Annotated in this window: 16 protein-coding genes; 3 read left to right on the plus strand and 13 right to left on the minus strand. The window is 46.8% G+C overall.

Annotation, left to right across the window (positions count from 1 at the left end; translation table 11 throughout):
• Positions 1–243 precede the first annotated feature (243 nt).
• Entirely contained in the window at positions 244–1,110 is an 867-nt protein-coding gene (gene prmC, locus MKX80_RS20220; protein ID WP_268315658.1) for a peptide chain release factor N(5)-glutamine methyltransferase, read from the minus strand.
• A gap of 2 nt (positions 1,111–1,112) precedes the next feature.
• Positions 1,113–2,183 (minus strand): peptide chain release factor 1, encoded by a 1,071-nt coding sequence (gene prfA, locus MKX80_RS20225; RefSeq protein WP_154998381.1) that lies wholly within the window; start codon positions 2,181–2,183, stop codon positions 1,113–1,115.
• 134 nt (positions 2,184–2,317) lie between these two features.
• On the opposite strand from prfA, the gene MKX80_RS20230 reads away from it, so the two are divergent.
• Together MKX80_RS20230 and racA are read left to right on the plus strand one after the other, a co-directional pair.
• Positions 2,318–2,701 carry a VOC family protein gene (locus MKX80_RS20230; protein WP_268333024.1) on the plus strand — a complete coding sequence of 128 codons (384 nt, stop codon included), beginning with the start codon at positions 2,318–2,320 and terminating at the stop codon, positions 2,699–2,701.
• A 135-nt stretch (positions 2,702–2,836) separates the two neighbouring features.
• Complete coding sequence (racA, locus tag MKX80_RS20235) at positions 2,837–3,397, plus strand: chromosome-anchoring protein RacA (protein ID WP_154998385.1); 561 nt, start codon at positions 2,837–2,839, stop codon at positions 3,395–3,397.
• Between the two features lie 51 nt (positions 3,398–3,448).
• Here the strand turns inward: racA and MKX80_RS20240 are convergent, their stop codons facing one another.
• The 10 genes from MKX80_RS20240 to MKX80_RS20285 form a co-directional block, all read right to left on the minus strand.
• Positions 3,449–4,405, minus strand: a complete 957-nt coding sequence (locus tag MKX80_RS20240; RefSeq protein ID WP_009329777.1) for an AEC family transporter — start codon at positions 4,403–4,405, stop codon at positions 3,449–3,451.
• Between the two features lie 179 nt (positions 4,406–4,584).
• The gene (gene malS / locus MKX80_RS20245) at positions 4,585–6,288 is read right to left on the minus strand and encodes an oxaloacetate-decarboxylating malate dehydrogenase (protein ID WP_268342570.1); all 1,704 of its coding nucleotides are present in this window, start codon (positions 6,286–6,288) and stop codon (positions 4,585–4,587) included.
• Between the two features lie 336 nt (positions 6,289–6,624).
• Complete coding sequence (locus MKX80_RS20250) at positions 6,625–7,209, minus strand: thymidine kinase (protein WP_176276734.1); 585 nt, start codon at positions 7,207–7,209, stop codon at positions 6,625–6,627.
• 78 nt (positions 7,210–7,287) lie between these two features.
• On the minus strand, positions 7,288–7,488 hold the full coding sequence (rpmE, locus tag MKX80_RS20255; protein WP_003186051.1) for a 50S ribosomal protein L31: 201 nt from the start codon (positions 7,486–7,488) through the stop codon (positions 7,288–7,290).
• 127 nt (positions 7,489–7,615) lie between these two features.
• Positions 7,616–8,899, minus strand: coding sequence for a transcription termination factor Rho (gene rho, locus MKX80_RS20260; RefSeq protein WP_003186053.1), 1,284 nt, complete (start codon positions 8,897–8,899; stop codon positions 7,616–7,618).
• A gap of 457 nt (positions 8,900–9,356) precedes the next feature.
• On the minus strand, positions 9,357–10,322 hold the full coding sequence (gene glpX / locus MKX80_RS20265) for a class II fructose-bisphosphatase (protein WP_076788155.1): 966 nt from the start codon (positions 10,320–10,322) through the stop codon (positions 9,357–9,359).
• A gap of 66 nt (positions 10,323–10,388) precedes the next feature.
• Positions 10,389–11,678, minus strand: coding sequence for a UDP-N-acetylglucosamine 1-carboxyvinyltransferase (locus tag MKX80_RS20270; RefSeq protein ID WP_154998389.1), 1,290 nt, complete (start codon positions 11,676–11,678; stop codon positions 10,389–10,391).
• Positions 11,679–11,935: 257 nt separating this feature from the next.
• The gene (fsa, locus tag MKX80_RS20275) at positions 11,936–12,571 is read right to left on the minus strand and encodes a fructose-6-phosphate aldolase (RefSeq protein ID WP_020453287.1); all 636 of its coding nucleotides are present in this window, start codon (positions 12,569–12,571) and stop codon (positions 11,936–11,938) included.
• Positions 12,572–12,801: 230 nt separating this feature from the next.
• Entirely contained in the window at positions 12,802–13,659 is an 858-nt protein-coding gene (locus MKX80_RS20280; RefSeq protein WP_020453288.1) for a class II fructose-bisphosphate aldolase, read from the minus strand.
• A gap of 203 nt (positions 13,660–13,862) precedes the next feature.
• On the minus strand, positions 13,863–14,240 hold the full coding sequence (locus MKX80_RS20285) for a response regulator (protein WP_094777382.1): 378 nt from the start codon (positions 14,238–14,240) through the stop codon (positions 13,863–13,865).
• Between the two features lie 173 nt (positions 14,241–14,413).
• Here MKX80_RS20285 and MKX80_RS20290 point away from each other — a divergent pair, with 173 nt between their 5' ends.
• Complete coding sequence (locus MKX80_RS20290; RefSeq protein ID WP_154998391.1) at positions 14,414–14,944, plus strand: DUF2529 domain-containing protein; 531 nt, start codon at positions 14,414–14,416, stop codon at positions 14,942–14,944.
• Positions 14,945–15,078: 134 nt separating this feature from the next.
• Here the strand turns inward: MKX80_RS20290 and MKX80_RS20295 are convergent, their stop codons facing one another.
• Positions 15,079–16,686 carry a CTP synthase gene (locus MKX80_RS20295; protein WP_182069913.1) on the minus strand — a complete coding sequence of 536 codons (1,608 nt, stop codon included), beginning with the start codon at positions 16,684–16,686 and terminating at the stop codon, positions 15,079–15,081.
• Positions 16,687–16,726: the final 40 nt, after the last annotated feature.

Consider the following 16,726-nt stretch of genomic DNA (forward strand, 5'->3'; position numbering starts at 1 on the left):
CTCCGGGAATTTGAACCGCATCACACTTAACAATTGGAGGTGCAGTTTTCTTATGCTAAATTGACAGCTGAGGAAAAATACACGCGGTTAAAAGGCATTTTGCGGGGAATGAAGGACATAAACGGATCAAGATCAAATGAAAAGGCATGAGCCCGGTACAATACCGGAATCATGCCAGTCAAACTGCTTCATGAGATTTTATTTGTCTAACTTTTTGGGGTCACTTCATTTTCGGCGGTTTTTTTAACTATGTTGTTCAATGACCGCGCAGACGATGCGGTCTTTTCCATTAAGATCCTTCCTCACCCGCACGTCAGCATCAGGAAAGAAGCGGTGAAACATGTCTTTGACGGCATTCCCCTGTGCCCAGCCGATTTCAAACACCACCAGTGCCTGATCTGCGATGACAAATGGAATTTCCTTCATGAAACGCTTATAAAACTGCAATCCGTCAGCACCGTCCGTCAAAGCCCCGGCGGGTTCATGAAGACGGACAACATCTGACAACGTCTTCATATCTTCCTCAGATATATAAGGTGGATTCGAAACGATGACATCAGCTTTCTTCTGTCGCGTGATAAGCGGCTCAAGCAAATCGCCGCCGAAGAAATCCACTTTCGCCCCAAGCCGGTCGGCGTTGTGTCTCGCTGTACTTAAAGCTTGTTCCGAAATATCCGTCGCCGTGACGGAAAAACGCGGGCTCTCGAGGGCAAGGGTCACCGCAATCGCCCCGCTTCCTGTACCGACATCGACGGCTTTAAGACGATCTGGTCCGTGAAAAACTCTTTCCGCTTCGGAAAGGACCGCTTCAACGACTTCCTCTGTTTCAGGACGCGGAATCAGAACGTGTTCATTTACCGAAAATTCCCGTCCGTAAAAGGACTCTTTTCCGGTGATATATTGAACAGGCACTCCTTGATAATGAAGCTCGACAGATTTTTTAAACCTCGAAAAATCAGACTCTGATATGACATCATGGAAGCTTGCTAACAGTTTGCTGCGGTCGATGTTCAGCTGATCTGTCAGCAAAATTTCCGCGGCATTTTGGTCTCTTCCCGCTTCCGTCAAATAAGAAGAAGCCCACCTGAGGGCTTCGAAAATTGTTTTCATGTTTAGCTCTCCGCCTGCTGAAGCTTGCTTGCCTGGTCTTCGACGATCAGCGCGTCGATGACTTCGTCAAGCTTGCCTTCAAGGATCTGGTCGAGCTTTTGGATCGTCAAGCCGATCCGGTGATCAGTGACGCGGTTTTGCGGAAAGTTATACGTACGGATGCGCTCAGAGCGGTCTCCTGTTCCGACGGCGGATTTCCGGTTTTGATCATATTCAGCCTGAGCTTCCTGCTGAAATTTATCGTAAATTCGCGCGCGCAGAACCTTCATCGCTTTTTCTTTGTTTTTGATCTGAGATTTCTCATCCTGGCAAGACACGACAACACCTGTCGGAAGGTGGGTCAGACGGACGGCTGACATCGTCGTATTGACGCTTTGCCCTCCCGGACCGCTCGAAGCGAAGGTGTCGACGCGAATGTCTTTTTCATGAATGTCGACTTCTACCTCTTCAGCCTCAGGCAGGCAGGCTACCGTTGCAGTGGATGTATGAATGCGCCCGCCGGATTCGGTCTCTGGAACGCGCTGTACGCGGTGTGCGCCGTTCTCATACTTCAGCCTTGAGTATGCGCCGCTTCCATTGATCATAAAAATGATTTCTTTATATCCGCCTGTACCTGTCGTATTCGCTTCCATCACTTCTGTTTTCCAGCCTTGGAGCTCTGCGTAGCGGCTGTACATGCGGTAAAGGTTGCCGGCAAACAAAGCGGCCTCTTCTCCGCCCGCTGCACCGCGGATTTCCATGATAACGTTTTTGTCATCATTCGGATCTTTCGGGATCAGTAATACCTTCAGCTGATCTGTGAGCGATTCGATTTCTTCCTGCAGTTCGGAAATCTCCTCTTTGACCATCTCGCGCATGTCAGCGTCAAGCTTTTCTTCAAGCATCGCTTTTGCATCGCTCAGCTGTTCCGACGCGCTCCGATAACGTCTGTATACTTCAACTGTTTCTTGTAAATCAGATTGTTCTTTCGAATATTCTCTAAGCTTCTTCGGATCGTTGACGACCTCCGGATCGCTTAATAGTTCATTTAATTTTTCGTATCGGTCCTCTATCGATTTTAAACGGTCTAACACGCTATTCACCTCTGTTTGCTGTGCGTAACATTCTAATTATAGTATAGGGACTCTTCCCCGTCAAAACAACTTCGCCATTATCGGTAGCAGCCGCGTCTTTTGCTATACTTTTAAGAAAAAAGGAGCTTGACTCAATGCTGGAATCGATTCATCACATCGCCATTATATGCTCAGATTATGAAGCATCCAAAACATTCTATGTCGACAAGCTCGGACTTGAGATTCTGAGCGAAACGTACAGGAAGGACCGGGATTCATATAAACTGGATCTCTCAATAAACGGCCGCTATGTCATCGAGCTGTTTTCTTTTCCAGATCCGCCCGCACGCCTTACCAGACCCGAAGCTGCCGGACTCCGCCATTTGGCTTTCACGGTGGCCGATTTTGAACAGACCGTCAAGGAGCTCAAGCAAAAAGGCATCACTGCTGAACCGATCCGCACCGATCCCGGAACGGGCAAGCGCTATACGTTCTTCTCCGACCCGGACGGCCTGCCTTTAGAGCTTTACGAGGCATAGCAATGCCTGCACCATCTGGGGAAAAACCGCTTTCTTTGCCGAATCCCTTCTTCTTTTGTCTAACAGGAAGGAAGCTTTTCATTCAGGTCGAATACCCTTTTTAATGAACAGTTACAGGTTAAAAGGAGGTATCATATGAATACTGCTGATGCGGCAAATGAACTCGGGGTTTCAACCAAAACGGTGCAGCGCTGGGTTAAACAGCTGCAACTGCCCGCTTCCCGAAATGAGCTTGGCCACTACTTTTTCACGGAAGACGATATCGCCATTTTAAAAGAAGTAAAAGAGCAGTTGAAAAACGGTACGTCTATGCAGGATGTCACGATCAAACGCCCGAAAAAAACCTTCTTCATCAAGAAAAACGAAATGATTCAAACGAAAGACCCTGCACTGCAATTGAATGAGCGGCTCGAAGAAAGGCTGCAGCGTTTTTTAGAGCATGAACAGCTTGAACGCGAGCTGCTCCAAAAGAAAATCGCCGAACTGGAAAGAAAGCTGGAACAAAAAGCGGACGATGTCGTCTCCTATCAGCTTCTGCAGCAAAGGCGTGAACTTGAAGAAGAACGGCAGCAGATCAAACATCTCGAACAGAAAATCAGCGAATTGGAAAGCATGAACCGCCAGGAAAAAGATACAGCCGGCAGAAGAGAAGAAAAAAAACCGAAAAGCAAATTGAAATCGATCTTCTCGTTTTAAAGCGCAAAAAAGCTTGCAAGGCCATAAACCGGCTTCTTGCAAGCTTTTTCCTTATGCTGTAATTGCGATCAATATCGGCAGCGAAATAATCGACAGCACCGCACTGATTACAAACGCGGATGCCGTTTCCGCTTCCTGGCTTTCAAAGTTTGTAGCAATCATGGCCGCTACAGCAGAACCAGGGAATGCCACGAGCAGAACCGCTTTTGTCATGTCAGCGGAAGAAAGGCCGACGACCATCGCGATCACAAACATTAAAGCAGGCTGAGCAGCGACTTTTAATAAAGCGATGCTCAAAGCAGGCATGCTGAATTTGATTTTACGGATTCCGACAGTCACCCCGACTGCGAACAGGGCGATACCTGAAGTCGTATTTCCGAGCATATCAAGCATTTTCTGAGGCAATTCAGGGATTTGCAGACCGAATAATACAAGAATGATACTTGCAAGCGGTGCAAAAGCGAGCGGTTCAGACAAACCGTGTAAAATTGATTTTCCTGTTACCTTCCAAATGCTGTCTGTCGTTTCCGTTTGTTTTTTAGAAGAACGGCCGACAGTTCCGACGATGATCGCAAGAGGATCAAGCATCGCATTTACGACAATTCCCGTAATCGCGATCGGAATCGCAACTTCCTGCATGCCGAACAGGCTGCCCAATACAGGAATACCCATAAAGGCGAATGTCGGCTGTGCTGAGTTCAATGAGAACATTGAAGCATCTGTTAAATCGTATTTAAACAAAAATCGTAAAAGAAGCAAAATAATAACGTAAAATCCAACGATACCGACTACCAATGAAATCATAAGCGGAATCTGGCTGTAAAACTTATCTTTTGGCGTTGACAAAATGCTTGATACAAAGTGGGCTGGAAGCGCGTATTTCGTAACGAGCGTGCTTACCCCTTTTGCAGATTTAGCATCATAGCTTCCAAAGTGACCCGCGAACCATCCCAGCGCAATAACAAAAAATATTGGCGCAAGGAGGATTAAAATATTTAAAAAGTCCAAGACTGTTTCCTCCTCTATGTTGTCCCTTTCAGGGGACAAATTAACGGCAGCTGATAAACGCGGGAAGCCCTGTTACCAGCCGCCGATCCCATTTTTTCATCTTTGATTGGTGCAGCCCGGTGACAAAACATCCGCACCCGGGCTGCCGTTTCTTTTTATCGTTTCCTCAGAACCTAATATTAGTCTTGTTTTGCAACAATTGTTTTATACTCCGGACGCCACATGGCTTCGCGGACAGCCTTTTCGACATCTTCAGGCTGAACCTGGGCCACGCCGTCTTTAATGGCAGCTTTCACAACATCGATCGCCACTTGAACGGATACGTCTTGCAGGTCGTCAATTTTCGGCAGAAGGCCTGCACCCGGCTTTTCATGGTCAACCATGTTCGCGACCGCATTTGCAGATGCGGCAAACATGCCGTTTGTGATAACTTTCGCTTTCGCAACGATTGTTCCCAGACCTAATCCAGGGAATACGAAAGCATTATTGGATTGTCCGATTTCGTGTTTCACGCCATTGTACTCAACGGCTTCAAACGGGCTTCCCGTCGCTACAAGCGCTTTTCCGTCAGTCCATTTGAACAAGTCTTCAGGAACAGCTTCAGCCAGATGTGTCGGATTGGACATCGGCAGAATCACCGGACGCTCAGTATGAGCCGCCATCTCTTTGATGATTTCTTCAGTGAAGGCGCCGGCAACACCTGATGTACCAATCAGAATGGTAGGCTTCACTTGACGGATGACTTCCTCAAAGGAAATCTCTCCCTTTTCATTACGCTTCCAATCTTTTACTTCTTCCGTATCGCGCAAATACGGTTCTTGGAAATCCAAAATTTGATCCATGCCTGTCGTTAATAGTCCTCTGTAGTCGACTGTCCAGAATGCACGGCCGGCTTCTTCTTCTGAAAGCCCTTCAATCACCATGGTGTCGCGGATTTGGTCAGCGATACCGATACCCGCAGAACCAGGTCCGAAGATGACGACGCGGTGGTCTTTCAAAGACGTGCCGGTCTTTTTGACAGCTGCTAAAATCGCTGCCAGCGTGATGGCCCCTGTTCCTTGAATATCATCATTAAATGTTGAAATTTTATGGTTATATTTACTCATGATGTTGCGGGCGTTTTTATTTCCGAAATCTTCCCAGTGAAGAAGCGCATTAGGGAAAAACTTTAATGCTGTCTCGACATAAGCGTCGATAAATTGTTCATAGCGCTCGCCTTCTACACGCGGATGACGGTTTCCGATATAAAGCGGATCGTTTAGCAGTTTTTCATTATTCGTTCCGACATCCAGTACGACCGGGATGACACGGCTCGGATCGATTCCCGCTGCCGCCGTATATACTGCAAGCTTACCAATCGCAATGTTGATGCCTCCGACGCCCCAGTCACCGATTCCCAAAATGCTTTCGGAATCGGTAGCAACGATCAAATCGATGTCATCAGCAGAAGCCTGCAGGTTTTTAAATGCTGTTTCGATTCCGTCCATATCATCGATTGACAAGTAAACGCCGTGCGGTCTGCGGTATTCGTGGCTGTATTCCTGAATCGCTTCGCCGACAGTTGGCGTATAGACAACCGGAAGCATTTCACGCAGATGGTTTTGCAATAATTTATAGAAAAGCACTTCGTTTCTGTTTTGCAAATCGTTCAAATATACGTTTTGGCGAAGTCTGTCAGGTTGACGGGAAAATTGTTCGTAAGCCCGTTCTGCCTGCTGATCGAGACTGAGAACAGTCGGCGGCAGAAGCCCTTCCAGACCGAGGTTCTTTCTTTCTTCAAGCGAAAATGCAACACCTTTATTAAGCGTTGGAATGGAAAGAACGTCTTTCCCCCGCAAAGAAGTCTCCAAATATCCTTCCTTCGTTCTTCTCATGTTGTTCACACTAATTACCTTCTTTCTTAAAATGTTAATGAAGTGAAATAAATACGGTAAACAATATAGAATATTTGCCTTTTTACACATGTAGATTGTCAAATATGTAACGCGCGTTTTTGACAAAAAACTGAACATTTCCTAAAACCTATTTACTTTTTACTGACTACAGTAAGTCATTTTATGCCTGCTTTTGTCAAAATTCAAGCGATGAAAATTAGTTAATTTTTTCGTATTCTTAATTAAGTTTTTTAATTACATTAATTCCTATAAAAAGGATTCAATAAAAAAAACACTTGTTTTTACCAAGTGTTTTTGTGTCAAAATCTATGTGTTTTTCCGGTTTTATTTCGGCTTTCCGGGCACTTCATGATGGTGGCGGCAGCGCGCTTCATATGCTTCGGAGGCCCCCACCAAAATGACTGGATCGTCATAAGAAGCAGGTTTTCCATCGATCAGCCTCTGGGTACGGCTGGCCGGAGAACCGCAGACAGAGCACACCGCTTGCAGCTTGGTCACCGTTTCCGCTAAAGCCATAAGATCAGGCACAACACCGAAAGGCTCGCCCCGGAAGTCCAAATCAAGGCCTGCTGCGATCACACGGTAGCCCTGATCAGCCAGAGAAGTTAACGTGCGGACAATCGTTTCGTCAAAAAACTGCACTTCGTCGACGCCGATGACATCCGTTTCTTTGCTTATGTATTGAAAAATTTCTTCCGGAGATGCGATGGCATGGCACACAATGGATGTCCCATTATGCGACACAACAGATTCGCTGCTGTAGCGATTATCAATGGCCGGTTTAAACACTTTGACTTCCTGCTTCGCAAACGTTGCCCTTTTGATCCGGCGGATGAGTTCCTCTGACTTGCCCGAAAACATGCTTCCGCATATGAGTTCAAGCCAACCGCTTTGCTTCATGATGTACATCCAACTAACTCCTCTCCAGCAATTATTGCAAGTAAAAAAACAGGCAAGAAAAATCCTGCCTGTTTATCATATCTATTATTACTTAAGACCGTATTTTTTGTTAAAGCGATCAACACGACCATCAGCAGAAGCGAATTTTTGGCGGCCAGTGTAGAACGGATGGCATTCAGAACAAATCTCAACGCGTACCTCTTCTTTTACTGAACCTGTTTCAAATTCGTTTCCACAAGCGCATTTGACTGTTGCTTTTTTGAACTCAGGATGAATTCCTGCTTTCATGTCTGTCATCTCCTTCCGCCCTGAATCCAATTCGGAAACAGAGTTATTATTCCGGGACAAAACCTCCGGAACGCACATGATGAAATTATAACAGCGATTCGGACGTTTTGCAAACTAAAGTTTTAAATTAGCGCCTTGCCGCCGACATATTGGCTTGTTTCCATTCCTGGATCAGAATATCGAAAAACTCCTGATTCGTTTTCGTCTTTTTCATTTTTCTCATGAATTTCTCGACGAAATCAGGCGTGTCAGACATCGTTTTCCGGATTGACCACAGACGGTCAAGGTGCTCTTTCGGAACGAGAAGCTCTTCTTTACGCGTACCCGAACGGCGAATATCAATGGCAGGAAAGATTCTTCTTTCCGCAAGAGAACGGTCAAGATGAAGCTCCATGTTCCCTGTTCCTTTAAATTCTTCATAGATGACGTCATCCATCCGCGAACCCGTGTCGACGAGAGCGGTCGCCAGGATCGTTAAGCTGCCGCCCTCTTCGATGTTGCGGGCTGCTCCAAAGAAACGCTTTGGACGGTGGAAAGCGCCGGGATCGATTCCCCCAGACAACGTTCGCCCGCTCGGCGGAATGACAAGGTTATAGGCACGGGCCAGCCTTGTAATGCTGTCCATTAAAATGATGACGTCCTTTTTATGTTCGACAAGCCTCATCGCACGTTCCAATACAAGCTCGGCCACCTTGATGTGGTTTTCAGGAACTTCGTCAAACGTGGAGCTGACGACGTCTCCGGCAACCGAACGTTCGATATCGGTCACTTCCTCAGGCCTTTCATCGATAAGAAGCACGATCAGCTCCGCTTCCGGATGGTTGGTTGTGATGCTGTTCGCGATCTCTTTCAAAAGCATGGTTTTACCTGCTTTAGGTGGAGCGACGATCAAACCGCGCTGTCCAAAGCCGACCGGTGCCATCATGTCCATGATCCGTGTTGACAGGTGATTCGGTTTCGTTTCAAGCACCATCTGGCGATCTGGATAAAGAGGCGTTAATGCCGGAAAGTGCACGCGTTCTTTTGCCGATTCAGGATCGTCGCCGTTAACCGCTTCAACGTGCAGCAGGCCGTAATACCGTTCGTTCTCTTTTGGAGGACGGACTTTTCCGGACACTTTGTCACCGTTTCTCAAATCAAAACGGCGGATTTGAGAAGCGGAAATATAGATATCCTCTGAACTAGGGGAATAGTTAATCGGTCTGAGAAAGCCGAACCCTTCGGACTGGATGATTTCCAATACGCCTTCCATGAACAGCAGATCTTCCTGTTCGGCGTTTGCTTTCAGAATGGCAAAAATCAGTTCCTTTTTTGTCAGTTTGCTGTAATAAGAGACTTTATAATGCCTTGCAAGCTCATACAGCTCTTTTAATTTCATATTTTCCAAAGATGAAATGGATACATCTTTCACTAAGAACACCACTCTTTTCTAATCGAATAATTTACTTTGTCTCATCAATTTCACGAAAGACGCTTAATGTATACTGCCGATTCGTTTTACCGGCAACGCTTCTACCCATATATATCGACGTATTGAAAAGGATTATAAGTATGAGTCGAGAAAGAAGCGAGGACTTAACAAGAGAAGATAATCGCATATCTGATAGATGCGGCAGGATTTTGGCTCTCTCTAAGAACCAACATGTGCAGAAAATTTCGCAGCACTCTTTAGTTTTACCTCATTTGTCGTACATATTCAACTTCATTTACGATTTGACATGAAATTGATAGAGATGACCCTGTTTTGAAAAATGCCTTGACATGAAGAAAAGCCGTAGCTATTGTATCAGAGTATGAACCTTGATTCAATTCGTGAAGTGAAATACAAGGGAAAAGCGGGTCGTATATATCCCCGCTTTTCTTTTTCCTTATGGCCGGATGACTAGGTTAGGTTTTTTCTTGAGACTGTGTCTTCCGTCCACAAACCGTACCGTACCGGATTTCGCTCTCATGACTACGCTGTGGGTCGTTCCAACAGATCCTTTGAATTGCACGCCTTTCAGGAGCTCTCCGTCTGTGACACCAGTTGCGGCGAAAATCGCGTCGTCTCCCTTGACGAGGTCTTCCATGCGGAGCACTTTGCCCGTATCAAGGCCCATCTTTTCACAGCGTCTCAGTTCTTCCTCGTTTTGAGGAAGAAGCTTTCCGTGAATTTCTCCTCCGAGAGCTTTGAGTGCGACAGCCGACAGGACGCCTTCCGGAGCGCCTCCTGAGCCGAATAAAATATCGACGCCTGTATGATCAAAAGCGGTGTTAATGGCACCGGCCACGTCCCCGTCATTGATCAGCTTGATTCTGGCGCCCGCTTCGCGAAGCTCATGAATGATTTTCTCGTGCCGCGGACGGTTCAAAATCGTGGCTACGACATCTTCTACATCTTTATTCTTTGCTTTGGCCACAGCTTTCAAGTTATCAATCACAGGCGCTTCAATATCGATGCAGCCGACAGCTTCAGGACCTACAGCGATTTTATCCATATACATGTCAGGCGCATTCAGCAGGTTTCCGTGATCAGCCACCGCAATGACTGCGAGCGCGTTCCATCCGCCGCTTGCGACGATGTTCGTCCCTTCGAGAGGGTCTACTGCTACGTCTACGCGAGGGCCGTAGCCGTTGCCGAGCTTTTCTCCAATATAAAGCATCGGCGCCTCGTCCATTTCCCCTTCTCCGATTACGACCGTTCCCTTCATAGGAATGGTGTCAAACACATCCCTCATGGCGCTTGTCGCAGCGTCGTCGGCTTCGTCTTTTTTACCTCTTCCCATCCAGCGCGCTGACTTAAGCGCAGCCGCTTCTGTCACACGTACAAGTTCCATCGATAAGCTTCTTTCCATTCCTAACTAATCTCCTCTCACCCATATGAAATCGTTTTATGTTTTATCTATAACAGCATTTGTCCATCAAGAGTTTTGCAGCTGTTCAATTTCCTGGTCTGTCAATTTTTCACGCCAGACAGTGGCCCCGAGCTTTGTCAGCTTTTCTTCAAGCTGGCTGTAGCCTCTGTCAAGGTGCTCCAAACCGGTGATTTCCGTGACTCCTTCCGCCATCAGACCCGCAACAACGAGACATGCTCCCGCCCGCAGATCACTCGCTTTCACCTTGGCGCCCTGCAAAGGAACGGGACCGGTAATAATCGCCGATCTTCCTTCGACCTTCATCGACGCACCCATGCGCCTCAGCTCGTCGATATGTTTGAAGCGGGCGGAATAAATGGTGTCAGTAACAACGCTCGTCCCGTTTGCCTTCGTTAAGAGCGATGTCATCGGCTGCTGCAGATCAGTCGGAAAGCCGGGGTATACAAGCGTTTTCAAATCGACCGGTTTCAGCTCTTTCTGTCCGCCGACCATTAAAATCTGCTCGCTGCTTTCTTCGATTCGAACCCCCATTTCGCGGAGCTTGGCGATTAACGATTCCAAATGCGTCGGAATCACATTATCAATCAGCACTTCTTGTCCCATGGAAGCAGCTGCGATCATGAACGTGCCGGCTTCGATCCGGTCCGGAATAATCGAGTGTCTGCATCCGTGAAGCGATTCAACGCCTTCGATGCGGATGACATCCGTACCGGCACCTTTTATTTTTGCTCCCATGCTTGTTAAAAGGGTGGCAACATCGATAATCTCAGGTTCTTTCGCAGCATTTTCAATTACGGTTCTGCCTTTGGCAAGCACGGCGGCAAGCATGATGTTGATCGTTGCTCCAACACTGACGACATCAAGATAAATGCGCGCGCCTTTTAATTCCTCCGCACGCAGATAGATCGCACCCTGTTCGTTTGTCACTTCGGCTCCGAGCGCCTCAAAACCTTTGATATGCTGATCAATCGGTCTCGGACCGAGGTGGCAGCCGCCTGGAAGGCCGATGACCGCTTTTTTAAAGCGTCCGAGCATCGCGCCCATTAAGTAATAAGAAGCCCGAAGCTGCTTCACTTTTCCATTCGGCAAAGGCATGCTGATCATCGGCGCAGGATCAACGACCATTTCTCCCTTTTCAAAGTGAACGTTTCCACCGATCTCTCTCAGCAGATCGCGCAGCGTCAAAATGTCTGAAATATGGGGAAGGCCTTCAAGCGTAACCGTCGAATCAGCCAAAATAGTCGCGGGTATGAGAGCGACAGCGCTGTTTTTCGCTCCGCTTATATGTACTGTGCCATTGAGAGGATCGCCGCCAGCTATATTTAACTTTTCCATGATCGTCTCCTTCCTTAAAGAAGATAGCTAATGGAGCGCTTCATAATGAGATTTCCTTCAAACTCAAAATAAATGGTTCATTTCAAAATCTATCCAATTAAAAGAGAAAGAATACAACACATTTTAAATTTATCGGGAAGAAAAGTAGCGAAGCAGACTGCGGCAAGATTCTCTTCTGCAAAACATTCATTTCTCTTTGTAAGACAAAACGGTGACAAACGGAGGGAGCCCCTCCACTTGCCACCCACATGAAGCAATTATTTATTCCAGTCAGCTAAAAACTGTTCGATCCCTTTATCAGTCAGCGGGTGCTTTGTAAGCTGGTGAATGACTTTGAGAGGCATTGTGCCGATATGCGCTCCCCTGAGCGCGGCCTCAGTCACATGCTGCGCATGACGGATGGACGCGGCGATGATTTGTGTGTCCAAACCGTGCACATCGAAAATTTGTTTAATTTCACTGATCAAGTCAAGGCCGTTGTGGCCGATATCGTCAAGGCGTCCCAGGAACGGGGAAACATACGTAGCTCCTGCTCTTGCAGCAAGAAGCGCCTGATTTGCGCTGAAGATCAGCGTGACGTTCGTTTTAATCCCGAGATCGGTTAATGCTTTAACAGCTTTCAGGCCGTCAGACGTCATCGGAATTTTCACCGTAATATTCGGCGCGATTTTTGCAAGCTCTTTTCCTTCTTCAATCATCTCTTCAGCCTTCAGAGAAATAACCTCGGCGCTGACTGACCCAGAAACCACTTCGGTAATTTCACGCAGACGGTCATGAAACGAAATGTTTTCTTTTGCTACTAAACTAGGATTTGTCGTAACTCCCGCAAGCACGCCGAGAGCGTGCGCCTCTTTAATTTCGTCTAAATTTGCAGTATCAATAAAAAACAGCATATTGATAAAACCTCCTGTCATGAAAATGTCTGAACTGTGGAACTTGTTTGCGCTTTCCGGATGATATGGATAAAACCGCCTGTCGCTATCAGGCGGCTTTTTTGACTGAACGGGAAGCAAAAGAGCCTCATGCCGTCAAATAGCATGTGTTAACAGCACTTCCCTAAAACATCAGAAAAACATCCTGTTTCCCCGGCCTTGCGGGAAAACAGATGCTTTTCCAATCGTCATTATGCTTTGTTTGAAGAACCAAATTCACGCATTTTGCCGATCACTGTTTCTTTGATAGCTTCGCGTGCAGGTCCGAGGTATTTGCGCGGATCATACTCTTCAGGCTTCGCAGCCAGCGTTTCGCGAACAGCTTTCGCAGAAGCGATTTGGTTTTCAGTGTTGACGTTGATTTTTGCCGTACCTAAGGAAATAGCTTTCTTAATGTCGGCAGTCGGAATGCCTGTTCCGCCGTGAAGTACGAGCGGAAGACCAGTCGTGTTTCCGATTTCTTCCATTTCTTTGAATCCAAGGTTTGGTTCACCTTTGTAAGGGCCGTGAACAGAACCTAATGCAGGTGCAAGGCAGTCGATTCCTGTGCGCTCAACAAGTTCTTGGCACTCTTTAGGATCCGCGTAGATGACGCCTTCTGCAATTACGTCGTCTTCTTGTCCGCCTACAGTTCCAAGCTCAGCTTCAACTGATACGCCGTGGAAATGAGCGAGCTCAACAACTTTTGAAGTCGTCGCAACGTTTTCCTCGAAAGGATGGTGAGAAGCGTCGATCATAACGGAAGTGAATCCCGCATGAATCGCTTTTGCACAAGATTCAAAGCTTGAACCGTGGTCTAAATGAATCGCAACAGGTACTGTTACGTTGTATTCTTCCATCAGCGCTTTAACCATTGCAACAACGGTTTTAAATCCGCCCATATAGCGTCCTGCACCTTCTGATACACCGAGGATAACAGGAGATTTCTCTTCTTCAGCGGCTTGTAAAATCGCTTGAGTGAACTCAAGGTTATTTAAGTTAAATTGTCCGACAGCATATCCGTTTTCTTTTGCTTTATTCAACATTTCCGTCATTGATACTAAAGGCATGTCGAAAGTCCTCCTTATGTAGCCTGATTTGCTTTTGCGAAAAAAGCCTCCACACCTACCTAGCATGACCAGAAAAATCCGCCATATGTAAAATGTTTTGGTTTTTAAAAACGTTAGATAGCTTTTCTCTACTTATATAGAATAACAATTAATCAACAAATCGGCAACAACATGACTGTGACAACATCAAAAACTTTTCCCGTCTATCCGTTGGACTTTATGGGCAGATAGGTTTTAACGGCATCGCGAATCTCGTCGATGTCAAAAGGCTTCGCAAAGTGCGTCAGGGCTCCGAGCTCCTTCGATTCCTGGATCATGTCGAGCTCTCCGTAGGCCGTCATAATGATGACGCGGATCCCCTCGTCTATGACCTTCATTCTTTTCAAAATTTCAATTCCGTCCATTCCGGGGATCTTCATGTCGAGCAGAACGAGGTCGGGGCGCTGGTTTTTCACAATGTCAAGCGCTTGAATCCCGTTCGCGGCCTGGAAGGTTTTGTACCCTTCTTTATTGAAAACTTCATTCAGCAGAACCCGAATCCCGTACTGGTCGTCTACGATTAAAATCTTCTCATTCATGATTTACACCTCTATAATTATAATTTTCGCCAAAATTAAGCAGTAGTTTATCTATTCTGTTTTGTTTTTCTCTTTTCCTTTAATTAAAAAATTTAAGTTTGCGACATATTTAGAGGATTTTTCCCATTATTCTCTTTTGTTATATAATGATAGTCAGTAAAAAAGGAGGAGTCAGCTTGCTTAAAATTTTCACCACTCAATTGACGGGAATCTTCAACCGGATTCAAGAGGGCGAGGCCCAATCGATAGAGGACGGCGCCCGCTTGTTGGCTCAGGCGGTCATCAGTGATCATTCAGTTTATGTATACGGAAAAAATGAATTGGAAGGCATTTTGAAAGAAGCGATGTACAGTTCTGAACCGTTTCCCTCAGTCAAACCGCTGCCGAAAGACGAAGAAAACTGGCCCGATTTTGAAATGACGGACAAAGCGCTGATGTTCTGCGCCGGTTCAGCGGATGACGAAGAGCTGAAAATGGCGGAAAAACTGTATGAAAAAGGAATCGAACTTGTTGTCGTCTCCCCTTCGGGAAAAGACGGCGCCCCGATCTCTTCCTTCGCCGATGTCCATATCGATTCAAAGCTGAGAATGCCGCTTCTTCCCGATGAAGACGGAACAAGGTACGGATTTCCGTCCCTGATGGTTAGCCTCTACATTTATCATGCCCTATCCTTTACATTAAAGGAAATTCTTCAGGAATACCAATAAAACAGGGTTGCCTAAGGGAAATTAGTGAAGGAGAGGCCGGCCTTATGAATATAGTACCAGTTCGGGCCGCCATTATCATCAGAAAGAGCCAAAAAAAGCCTGCCGGCGTGATTTGCCGGCAGGCTTTTTCTTTTTTACAGCTTTTCCGAAGTCTTTAGCGAAGCATGTACGAAGTCTCTGAACAGAGCCTGAGGTCTTGTCGGTCTTGACGTAAATTCAGGGTGGAACTGAGACGCGACAAACCATGGATGGTCTTTAAGCTCGATAATTTCCACGAGGCGGCCGTCAGGGCTTGTCCCGGAAAATACGAATCCGGCTTCTTCCATCTGCTGTCTGAACTCATTGTTGAATTCGTAGCGGTGGCGGTGGCGTTCATACACCACTTCATTTTCATATGCCTGATACGCTTTCGACCCTTCTTGAAGCTTGCATGGATAAAGTCCGAGGCGCAGTGTGCCGCCGAGGTCTTCAATGTCCTTTTGTTCAGGAAGAAGGTCGATAATCGGATACGGTGTGGAAGGATCGATTTCGGCTGAGTGCGCTCCTTCAAGACCGAGCACGTTTCTCGCGTATTCAATCGATGCCACCTGCATTCCGAGGCAAATGCCGAAGAACGGAATCTTTTGTTCTCGGGCATATTTGACTGTCGTGATTTTCCCTTCAACACCTCGGTCTCCGAATCCGCCCGGCACAAGAATACCGTCCGCATCGTGAACAAGATCGGCAACGTTGTCTTCCGTCACTTCTTCCGCATTGATCCATTTAACCTGAATGTCTGCGTCAAACGCATAACCCGCATGGCGAAGCGATTCCACAACTGAAATGTAAGCATCCGGGAGCTCGACGTATTTACCAACCAAAGCGATCGTCACCGTTTTGGACAGATTTTTCACCTTATTGACGAGTTCTTTCCACTCTTCCATATCGGCTTCTCTGCAGTCCAGCTTCAAGTGGCTGCAGACCAGGCTGTCCAGCCCTTGTTTTTGCAGATCGAGAGGAATGGAGTAGAGCGTATCCGCATCTCCGGCCTCGATGACAGCTTTAGGGTCGATGTCGCAGAACAGCGCGATTTTATCTTTCATGTCCTGAGAAATCGGCATTTCTGTTCTCACGACGATGACGTTTGGCTGAATGCCGAGGCTGCGCAGTTCTTTTACGCTGTGCTGAGTCGGCTTTGTTTTCATTTCTCCCGCCGCTTTAAGATATGGAACAAGCGTACAGTGAATGTACATCACATTGTCGCGGCCGACATCGCTCTTGATCTGGCGGATCGCTTCGAGAAACGGCAGCGATTCGATATCACCGACGGTTCCGCCGATTTCGGTGATTACGACATCAGCGTTCGTTTCTTTTCCGGCGCGGAATACGCGGTCTTTAATTTCATTTGTGATATGAGGGATTACCTGTACGGTACCGCCTAAATAATCGCCTCTGCGCTCCTTTTTCAGCACCGTGGAATAGATTTTTCCTGTTGTCACGTTGCTGTATTTATTTAAATTGATGTCGATGAAGCGCTCATAATGGCCGAGGTCAAGATCCGTTTCCGCACCGTCGTCGGTTACGAAGACTTCACCGTGCTGATACGGGCTCATCGTCCCCGGGTCTACGTTGATATACGGGTCAAATTTTTGAATGGTGACATTCAAACCTCTGTTCTTCAGCAGGCGACCGAGCGAAGACGCCGTAATTCCTTTTCCAAGCGAGGATACAACTCCTCCGGTTACAAAGATATATTTTGTCATTTCTGTACCCCTCTCTTCGATTAACGCTTATTCCTTAAAA

This window comes from Bacillus sp. FSL K6-0972, from assembly GCF_037976035.1.
Lineage (GTDB): Bacteria > Bacillota > Bacilli > Bacillales > Bacillaceae > Bacillus > Bacillus haynesii.

Coding starts and splice junctions, on each gene's coding strand:
- prmC (WP_268315658.1), bottom strand. CDS start 1,110: ATGAAAACAATTTTCGAAGCCCTCAGGTGGGCTTCTTCTTATTTGACG.
- MKX80_RS20230 (WP_268333024.1), top strand. CDS start 2,318: ATGCTGGAATCGATTCATCACATCGCCATTATATGCTCAGATTATGAA.
- racA (WP_154998385.1), top strand. CDS start 2,837: ATGAATACTGCTGATGCGGCAAATGAACTCGGGGTTTCAACCAAAACG.
- MKX80_RS20250 (WP_176276734.1), bottom strand. CDS start 7,209: ATGTACATCATGAAGCAAAGCGGTTGGCTTGAACTCATATGCGGAAGC.
- rpmE (WP_003186051.1), bottom strand. CDS start 7,488: ATGAAAGCAGGAATTCATCCTGAGTTCAAAAAAGCAACAGTCAAATGC.
- glpX (WP_076788155.1), bottom strand. CDS start 10,322: ATGGAAAGAAGCTTATCGATGGAACTTGTACGTGTGACAGAAGCGGCT.
- MKX80_RS20270 (WP_154998389.1), bottom strand. CDS start 11,678: ATGGAAAAGTTAAATATAGCTGGCGGCGATCCTCTCAATGGCACAGTA.
- fsa (WP_020453287.1), bottom strand. CDS start 12,571: ATGCTGTTTTTTATTGATACTGCAAATTTAGACGAAATTAAAGAGGCG.
- MKX80_RS20280 (WP_020453288.1), bottom strand. CDS start 13,659: ATGCCTTTAGTATCAATGACGGAAATGTTGAATAAAGCAAAAGAAAAC.
- MKX80_RS20295 (WP_182069913.1), bottom strand. CDS start 16,686: ATGACAAAATATATCTTTGTAACCGGAGGAGTTGTATCCTCGCTTGGA.